The sequence below is a fragment of the Salinisphaera sp. genome, from assembly GCF_035690525.1.
In the GTDB taxonomy this organism is placed as follows: domain Bacteria; phylum Pseudomonadota; class Gammaproteobacteria; order Nevskiales; family Salinisphaeraceae; genus Salinisphaera.
Genome location: NZ_DASSKM010000179.1, coordinates 1 through 7,404, shown reverse-complemented (window position 1 = coordinate 7,404; position 7,404 = coordinate 1). Strand labels below are relative to the sequence as shown.

8 protein-coding genes are annotated in these 7,404 nt (G+C 66.5%); 5 read left to right on the top strand and 3 right to left on the bottom strand.

Features of this window, described 5'->3' with window-relative positions:
- Positions 1-13: 13 nt before the first annotated feature.
- The gene (locus VFJ08_RS13880; protein ID WP_324997819.1) at positions 14-1,024 is read right to left on the bottom strand and encodes an isocitrate dehydrogenase; all 1,011 of its coding nucleotides are present in this window, start codon (positions 1,022-1,024) and stop codon (positions 14-16) included.
- 123 nt (positions 1,025-1,147) lie between these two features.
- On the opposite strand from VFJ08_RS13880, the gene VFJ08_RS13875 reads away from it, so the two are divergent.
- The 5 genes from VFJ08_RS13875 (at position 1,148) to wrbA (ending at position 5,439) form a co-directional block, all read left to right on the top strand.
- A complete protein-coding gene (locus VFJ08_RS13875; RefSeq protein ID WP_324997818.1) occupies positions 1,148-1,675 on the top strand; it encodes a L,D-transpeptidase family protein in 528 nt (175 codons plus the stop codon).
- A gap of 55 nt (positions 1,676-1,730) precedes the next feature.
- Positions 1,731-2,165 (top strand): M67 family metallopeptidase, encoded by a 435-nt coding sequence (locus VFJ08_RS13870; protein WP_324997817.1) that lies wholly within the window; start codon positions 1,731-1,733, stop codon positions 2,163-2,165.
- Positions 2,166-2,477: 312 nt separating this feature from the next.
- Entirely contained in the window at positions 2,478-4,184 is a 1,707-nt protein-coding gene (locus VFJ08_RS13865) for a proline--tRNA ligase (protein ID WP_324997816.1), read from the top strand.
- A 4-nt stretch (positions 4,185-4,188) separates the two neighbouring features.
- The gene (locus VFJ08_RS13860; protein ID WP_324997815.1) at positions 4,189-4,773 is read left to right on the top strand and encodes a transglycosylase SLT domain-containing protein; all 585 of its coding nucleotides are present in this window, start codon (positions 4,189-4,191) and stop codon (positions 4,771-4,773) included.
- 60 nt (positions 4,774-4,833) lie between these two features.
- A complete protein-coding gene (wrbA, locus tag VFJ08_RS13855; protein ID WP_324997814.1) occupies positions 4,834-5,439 on the top strand; it encodes an NAD(P)H:quinone oxidoreductase in 606 nt (201 codons plus the stop codon).
- Here wrbA and hda read toward each other — a convergent pair.
- Complete coding sequence (gene hda / locus VFJ08_RS13850; protein WP_324997813.1) at positions 5,436-6,137, bottom strand: DnaA regulatory inactivator Hda; 702 nt, start codon at positions 6,135-6,137, stop codon at positions 5,436-5,438. The two genes, wrbA and hda, sit on opposite strands and share 4 nt — an antisense overlap.
- A gap of 110 nt (positions 6,138-6,247) precedes the next feature.
- Positions 6,248-7,294, bottom strand: coding sequence for an AI-2E family transporter (locus tag VFJ08_RS13845; RefSeq protein ID WP_324997812.1), 1,047 nt, complete (start codon positions 7,292-7,294; stop codon positions 6,248-6,250).
- Between the last annotated feature and the right edge of the window lie 110 nt (positions 7,295-7,404).

Here is a 7,404-nt window from a genome sequence, read left to right as displayed (position 1 = left end):
CTAGCCTAGCGCGCTACAGCCGTTCGACGATCGCGTCGGCAAAGCCCTGGGTGGAGCCTTCGCCGCCCAGATCGGGCGTGGTGCGATCGCCATCGGCCATCGCGTCGCGCACGGCGCGGCGGATACGCCCGGCCTGCTCGTCCAGACCGAGATGGTCGAGCATGAGCGCGGTGGCCAGGATCACCGACGTCGGATTGGCGATGCCCTGGCCGGCGATATCGGGGGCGCTGCCGTGTACGGCCTCGAACATGGCGCACCGGTCGCCGATGTTGGCGCCCGGCGCCAACCCAAGGCCGCCGATGAGCCCGGCGCAGAGATCGGAAAGGATGTCACCGAACAGGTTGGTGGTGACGATAACGTCGAAACGCTCCGGCGCCATCACCAGCTTCATCGCGCAGGCGTCCACGATCGCTTCCTCGTATTCGAGGTCATCGTATTCCTCGGCGATCTTGCGGCCCACCTTGAGAAACAGCCCCGAGGTGGACTTCATGATGTTGGCCTTATGCGTCAGCGTGACCTTCCTGCGTCCGCGCGCCCGCGCCATCTCGAAGGCAAAGCGCACGATCCGCTCGGATTGCTCGCGCGTGATCACCGACAGCGCCTCGGCCCGATTGCCGTCGTCGGACACGATCTGGCCTTCGCCCGAATACATGCCGCCCTTGTTCTCGCGCACGGTGATGATGTCGAGGTTCTCGTAGCGCGATTTCGTCCCCGGCAGGGACAGCGTGGGGCGCACGTTCGCGTACAGGTCGAACTGCTTGCGCATGGCGACGTTGACCGAGCGATAGCCCTGGCCGACCGGCGTGGTTACCGGCCCTTTGAGCACCAGCCCGCTCCGCTCGATCGCGCGAACCGCGCTCTGCGGCAGGGGATCGGATTCACCGGCGTCGAGCGCGGCCTGGCCGACCCGGACATACTCGCGATCGAAATCCATATCCAGCGCGTCGAGCACCTTGAGCGCGGCATCGACGATATCGGGTCCGATGCCGTCACCCTTGATGATCGTAAGCGGTGTACTCGCCATGATTCCGCTCCTTCGACCGCCGCCCGGACACGGCGTGGTTATGGCATTCTAACAGCTTGATTTGGCGCGACCGGTCGTATACCCGCAAAGCGCCGGGGGCTGGCGACGGGAGGATAAGCCGCAATGAGATCCGTGATTTCGCGATGGCCGGCGACACTGCTTGCCGCGCTCGTGCTGCTCGCCGTCATGCCGGGCACCGCGAGCGCGACCGCCGCCGGCAACGGCAACACGCTGACCGGCGATGCCGATCTGGTCGTGGTGATGAAAGCCGAACGCGAACTCTATCTCTACCGTGACGGGCTGATCATCGCCCAGTACCCGATCGCGCTCGGCCTCGCCCCGGTCGGCACCAAGCGGATGCGCGGCGACGACAAAACGCCGATCGGCGCCTATACGCTGGATTGGCGCAATCCGAACAGCGATTTCCACCGCTCGATCCATATCTCCTATCCGAACGCGGCCGACCGCGCACGAGCCGCGGCGCTCGGCGTGCCGCCCGGCCGCAACATCATGATCCACGGTCAGCCGGACTACGACGACCGGCCGCGCACCGGTGACTGGACCCACGGCTGCATCGCCGTATCCAACGCGGCCATCGACCAGATCTGGGCCCATGTGCCCGACGGCACGCCGATCCATATCTATCCGTGACGGCCGTGGGCGGCATGCGCTGGCGCGGCCGGGGGATCATCGGCCGGCGCCGATCTTGGTAGCCACGCGACTCACGCTGCCGCATGCGCTGGGCGCGGCTCTTGTCGACGAAGCCCGCGACGCGGGTGGCTTCGAGATCTGCGGCTTCATCGCCGCCGCCGCCGGCGGCGACAACAAACCGATCGTGCGCTACCCGATCGCCAACCGCGCCGCGCGCGCGGCCGATCGATTCGATATGGACGCGGCCGAACAGGTTGCCGCATTCAAACGCATGCGCGAACGCGGCGAAACGCTGATCGCCATCTACCACTCGCACCCAATCGGCGAAGCCGAGCCCTCGACCCACGATCGGCGCGGGCACAGTTATCCCGACGCCGCGGCCGTGATCGCCGCACCGAACGCGCGGGCGGCACCGATCCGCGCCTGGCGGATGACGGCGGCCGCGCCGAAAGAGATTGCGATTGCATGGGCCGGGGCGCCGGAAGTCTAGGGCTGTTGCCGCTCCATACGGCACCGCGTTGCAACCCCAAATCGTGTCAGCCAAGGCGCAGAGCGCCGACCGCAGTCATTCTGCGGTCAAGCTCTGCAACGCCGGATGGCGCGATTTGGGGCCGCAACCCGTAGGGCCGGGGCCATTTTGCCGCAATCCAGCGTTGCAGCGCGCTACGGTAGAATGGCTACCGTACGCCCGCTGCGCCTTGTCTTGCACCAAAATGGCCGCCGGCGCGGCGTCGTATGGAACGGCAACAGCCCTCGGCGTTTTTTGTAGAATCGCGAGCTGGATCATCCGACGGCTTCGTTTATGCGCTTTTCCGCTTTCGCCCTGGCCACAAGCAAGGAGACTCCGGCCGACGCCGAGATCGTTTCACATCAGTTGATGCTTAGAGCCGGCATGATCCGTCGCCTGGCCGCCGGGCTGTACAGTTGGTCGCCGCTGGGCATGCGGGTGCTGCGCAAGGTCGAGACGATCGTACGCGCGGAAATGGACGCCATCGGCGCGCTGGAAATGCTCATGCCGGCCATCCAGCCGGCCGAGCTGTGGCGTGAATCCGGCCGCTGGGAAGCGATGGGCCCGCTGATGCTGCGCATGCGCGATCGCGCCGAGCGCGAATACTGCTTCGGGCCGACGCACGAGGAAGTGATCACCGATTACGTCAAGCGCGACGTGCGCAGCTATAAGCAGCTGCCGGTGACCTACTACCAGATCCAAATCAAATTCCGCGACGAGATCCGCCCGCGCTTCGGACTGATGCGCGCCCGCGAATTCATCATGAAGGACGCCTACTCCTTCCATATGGACGCGGCCGATCTGGATCGCGAATACCGGGCCATGCGCGGCGCCTATGTGGCCATTCTCGATCGTATAGGCCTGGACTATCGCGTGGTCGCGGCGGACTCGGGCGCCATCGGCGGCGCGAAATCCGAGGAATTCCATGTCCTCGCCGGCTCCGGCGAGGACGAGCTGGCGGTGTCCACCGACGGCGCGTATGCAGCCAATATCGAGGCCGCGGCGACCGTCATGGGCGAAGGCGAGCGCGCCGCCCCCTCCGGCGAATTGAAAAAGATCGCCACCCCCGGCGTGACGACGATCGCTGCCCTGGCCGAGCACCTCAAGGTGCCCGAGTCGGCGACCGCGAAATCGATCGTGGTGATGGGCGAATCGGGCGATCCCGTGCTGCTGATGCTGCGCGGCGATCACAGCCTGAACGAAATCAAGGCGGAAGGCATCGACGGTATCGCCTCGCCGCTGACTATGGCCGACGAGGCGGTCATCCGCACCCATTTCGGCGCCGGTCCCGGCTCGATCGGCCCGGTCAACACGAACGTCGAGGTTATCGCCGACCACGCCCTGGCCAACGTCGCCGATCTGGTGGTCGGCGCCAACTACGACGGCGCTCACTTCACCCACTTCAACTGGGGCCGCGATCATCCCGAACCGCGTTTTGCCGATCTGCGCAATGCGCGTGCGGGCGACCCCAGCCCGACCGGCACCGGCACGCTCGAAATCCTGCGCGGCATCGAGGTCGGCCATGTCTTCCAACTCGGCGACAAGTACAGCCGCGCGCTCGATCTGAGCGTCCTGGACGAGGCCGGCAACGCGGTCGTGCCCGAGATGGGCTGCTACGGCTTCGGCGTATCGCGCATCGTCGCCGCCGCCATCGAGCAGTGCCACGACGAGGCCGGCATCTGCTGGCCGACCGCCATCGCGCCATTCGAGTTGGTGATCATCCCGATCAAGGCCGACCAGTCCGCGGCCGTGCGTGAGGCCTGCGAAACGCTCTACAACGAGTTGAAAGCGGCCGGCGTGGACGTGGCCTACGACGATCGCGGGCTGCGGCCCGGCCCGATGTTCGCCGACGCCGAGCTGATCGGCATTCCGCATCGCATCGTGGTTTCGGACCGCGGGCTGCAATCCGGCACCCTGGAATACAAGGGCCGGCGCGATGCCGAGTCCAGCCCGATCGAGCACGATATCGCCGCGATCAAGGCGGTCGTCACAGGCCGCTGAACGCTTGTACCACGCCGCACGCGCACTGCTTTTCGCCGCGGCGCTTGGCACCGCCGCGCCGGCGGCTTATGGCGCGGCCGCCGCGCCCGAGCATATGCAATCCGGCATGCGCGCCGCGCTCAAGCGGGCGATCGCCGATTCCAAGGGCTTCGAGAATCGCTTCGACGCCGAGGTCTGGCTGGTCGATATGTCGCACCGGCTGGCTCCGCTTGTGCCCGATCTTCAGCGCCGGCTGAATCTGCTACGCGATGTCCACAGCGCGGCCACCGAGGCCGGGCTGTCGCCGCAACTGGTGCTGGCGCTGATTCAGGTCGAATCCAATTTCAAGCGTTTTGCCCTGTCCCCGGCCGGCGCCGAGGGCCTGATGCAGATCATGCCGTTCTGGCGCCACGAGATCGGCGAGCCGGACGACAATCTGTTCAACCGCGCGACCAATTTGCGCTACGGCTGCGCGATTCTGGCTTATTATCTCACACTGGAGGACGGCAATCTGACCCGTGCGTTGGCCCGCTACAACGGCAGCCTCGGCCAATTGTGGTATCCGCTCCGGGTCGAGAACGCGCTGCGCGAGAACTGGCGCGTGCGGTAACACTGGACGCCGCGGGCGACGACCGACAGCATATGCCCGCCGATTCCGACCGGGCGACACATGAGCCAGGACATTTTGATCCTCTACTACAGCCGCAACGGCGCGACCGCGCAGCTCGCCAACGAGGCCGCGCGCGGCGTGGCGCGCATCGACGGCATGGCCGCGCGGGTGCGGACCGTACCCCCGGTGTCGCCAACCATCGAAGCCGGCGATCCGGCAGTGCCGGCGTCGGGCGCGCCCTACGTCGAGCACGATGATCTGGAAGAATGCGCCGGCCTGATTCTCGGCTCGCCGACGCGCTTCGGCAACATGGCCGCGCCGCTGAAATACTTCATCGACACGCTATCCGGCCAATGGCTGTCGGGTACGTTGGCCGGCAAGCCGGGCGCGGTGTTCACCTCCACCGCCAGTCTGCACGGCGGGCAAGAGACCACGCTGGTGTCGATGATGCTGCCGCTGATCCATCACGGCATGCTGATCACCGGCCTGACCTATACCGCCGACGATCTGCTCGCCGAAACCGATTCCGGCGGCACCCCCTACGGCGCAAGCCACGTCGCCGGCACCCTGGGCGACAACCCGCTTACCGAAATCGAAAAGAAACTCGCACGCAATCTCGGCGCGCGTGTGGCCGATATCGCCCGCCGGCTTGCCCGGGCGGATTAAGGCCTGTTGCCGTAGCCCAGTGCCTGTTTGACGAACGGGATGGTCAGGCGGCGATGCGCCGACAGCGAAGCCCGATCGAGCGTATCGAGCGCGGCCATCAAATCCGGCACGCCAGCCGCGCCGTGACGGATCATCCAGCGGGCGGTCGCCTCGGGCATCTGCATGCCGCGCTGTTCGGCCCGGCGGATGAGCAGCGCGCGCTTGTCGTCGTCGTCCAGCGCCCGACAGAGCATCACCCCGCCCCAGCCCAGTCGGCTGGCCAGATCGGGCAGCGCCAGGCCGAGTTCGCGCGGCACCACCGGGCCGGCAGCCAACAGCCGGCTGCCGCGGGCGCGGAGCTGATCGGAAAGCCCGAGCAACGCGATCTCGGCCTCGCGATCGCCGGCCACGGCGTCGACATCGTCGACACAGACACAATCCATGCCGGCCAGGCCTTCCAGCAGCGGGCCGATCGGCTCGTGCACCTGGGCCAGCGGCAGATAGACGCTGCGCCGGCCGGCGTCACCCACGGCGCGACAGGCCGCTTGCAGCAGGTGCGTCTTGCCGGAGTTCGCCGGCCCGGCCACGAACAGCCGCTCGCTGCGCCCGTCCACCACCTCGGCCACCGCCGCCTTGGCGTCGGCGTTAACGCGGCCGACGAAGGCGGACAATGTCGCCGAGGTCGGCAGCTGAACACCGAGAACGAGCTGTACGGGCATACGGACCTGCGAAATCAAATGTCTTTCGACAACGCGTTCTCGCGCGACGGCACCAGGGGCCGTTGCCGCTTAGAATGCCGGCATGAGACCCGGCGGGCAACCGCGCGGTCTCACTCCTGTAGGTACAACCGGCTTTCGCGCCAACGCCGCCCGCCGTAGCGTACGATGACCGCGATGGTGGCCGCGGTCGGCAGCGCCAGCAGCACACCGATGAAGCCGAACAGATCGCCGCCGGCCAGCACCGCGAAAATCACCCAGACCGGGTGCAGGCCGATCGCCTCGCCGAGCAGGAGCGGCGTGAGCACCATCTGCTCCATCATTTGGCCGATGCCGAACACCAGCAGCACCCAGAGCACCTGATACGGATCGCCGGTCTGCACGAGCATGGCCACGCTGGCCATCAAGAAGCCGGAGATCACACCCACATAGGGCACGAAGCTGATCAGGCCGGCGCCGAGCCCGATCACGAGCGCCAGATCGAGTCCGGCCAGCCACAGTCCGATGATATAGATGCTGCCGAGCACCAGCATGACCAGCGCCTGGCCGCGAATGAAATGGCCGAGCACATCGTCGGTTTCGCGGGCGAGTTCGGTGATGGTCACTTGGTAGCGGCGCGGCAACTGGGCGCGGACGAACGCGGTCATGTGGTCCCAGTCGCGCAGGAGATAGAACATGATCACGGGCACGAGCAACAGATTGACCACCCACGACAGCAGCGCCGTGCCCGACGAGAACGCCTTCTTGGCGATGGCCGAGGCAAAGTCGCTCGCGCTGCCCCAGTTGTCGGCAATCAGTTGGCGGATGGAATCGGCGTCGATACCGCCCACACCGGGCGCGAACCGGCGGATCCACGGGTTGAAGGTCTGCTGTACCCAGTCGAGATAGCGCGGCAGACTACGGATCAGGGTGTCGAACTGCGCCTGCAGGATCGGCAGCAACAGGAAGACCAGCAACGCGAACACCAGGATCATGACCAGAAATACGATGATCACGCCCACGGTGCGATTCAGGCGCAGCCGTTCGAGCCGATCGACGATCGGGTCGCAGACATAGGCCAAACCGGCCCCGAGCACGAACGGCAGCAGCATGCCGTGCAGCAGCACGATGACCGCCACGACCCCCGCTGCGCCGATCAAGGCGAGTGTGCGTCCACGCATGCCTGTCCGCTGCCACCTGCGATCATAATACCCAGCCCGATCCCGGTTGGGCTCGTCGAGACGGTACAATAGCATGGCCCAGCCGGCCCGCCGGCGCCTGCTTCATGAAA